The organism is Nonomuraea sp. SYSU D8015, from assembly GCF_008065375.1.
GTDB lineage: Bacteria > Actinomycetota > Actinomycetes > Streptosporangiales > Streptosporangiaceae > Nonomuraea.
The window spans coordinates 1-1,085 of record NZ_VJYI01000070.1 but is presented as its reverse complement, the minus strand read 5'-3'; the positions used below and the strand labels follow the sequence as shown (position 1 = coordinate 1,085).

The 1,085-nt window shown below is 73.7% G+C and carries 1 protein-coding gene; it reads right to left on the bottom strand.

From position 1 onward, the window contains the following. Positions 1 to 14: 14 nt before the first annotated feature. Positions 15 to 992, bottom strand: a complete 978-nt coding sequence (locus ID574_RS59245; RefSeq protein ID WP_188197865.1) for an L-threonylcarbamoyladenylate synthase — start codon at positions 990 to 992, stop codon at positions 15 to 17. Positions 993 to 1,085 lie beyond the last annotated feature (93 nt).

The following is a 1,085-nucleotide window of genomic DNA, read 5'->3' as shown; positions in this document are numbered from 1 at the left end:
AGGGGCGTTGCCGGTCACTCGGCGGGCCGGGGCCCCGCGGCGCGGCGGAGCCGGTTGGCGATCGCCAGGCCCAGCCCCTCCTCCACCGGCAAGGACGCGACGATGAGGTCGCAGCCCCGCTGGTCGAGCTCGCGCAGGAACCCGTACAGCCCGCGTGCGTAGGCGGCCATGGAAGCGGGGACCGCCACCACGGCGTGCGCCTTCACCGCAGCGCCGGCGAAGGAGGGGGGAAGAAGGACGCCCACCTGGTGCCCTAGCTCCTGGGCGAGCTCCGCTTCGGCGACGACCTTCTCGGGCTCGACCAGGACGACCCGTGCACGCGGCGCGTAGTGTGACGGATGCTGGCCCGGCACCCGGACGCGGCTCGTGGAGTGGACCGCAAGCGGGCGCCCCAGCACCGCTTCGAGGTCCTCGCGCGTCACCCCGCCGGGCCGAAGGACGCTCGGCGTGTCGCCCGTGGCGTCGACGATGGTCGACTCGACGCCGACCTGGCAGGGGCCGCCGTCCAGCACGAAGTCGACGGCATCACCGAGCTCGGCACGGACGTGGTCCGCCGTTGTGGGGCTGACCGAGCCGAAGCGGTTGGCGGACGGGGCCGCGACACCGCCGCCGAAGGCCGCCAGCAGGGCGAGTGCGACGACGTGGCCGGGCACGCGCACGGCCACCGTCTCCAGGCCGCCGGTCGCTTCGAGGGGCACCCGGCGGCCGCGCCGCAGGACCAGCGTGAGTGGCCCCGGCCAGAAGCGTTCGGCCAGCAGGCGCGCCGTCGCGGGCACGTTCTCGGCCCAGTCGCCCAGCTGCTCCGCGCCGCCGATGTGGACGATCAGCGGGTGGGAGGGCGGGCGCCCCTTGACCTGGAAGACACGCGCGACGGCGGCGGGGTCCTCGGCGTTGGCGCCCAGGCCGTAGACGGTTTCGGTCGGGAAGGCCACCAGGCCTCCGGCGCGCAGCACACCGGCCGCCTTCTCGATGTCACTGGTTCTTGCCGTCACCCTCGCAATCCTCTCACTGTTCCGCTCCCCATCCACATTTTGCGTGGTCACGTCGTCGCATGACGACGAACCAAGGCGGGCGGCACAGCGTGA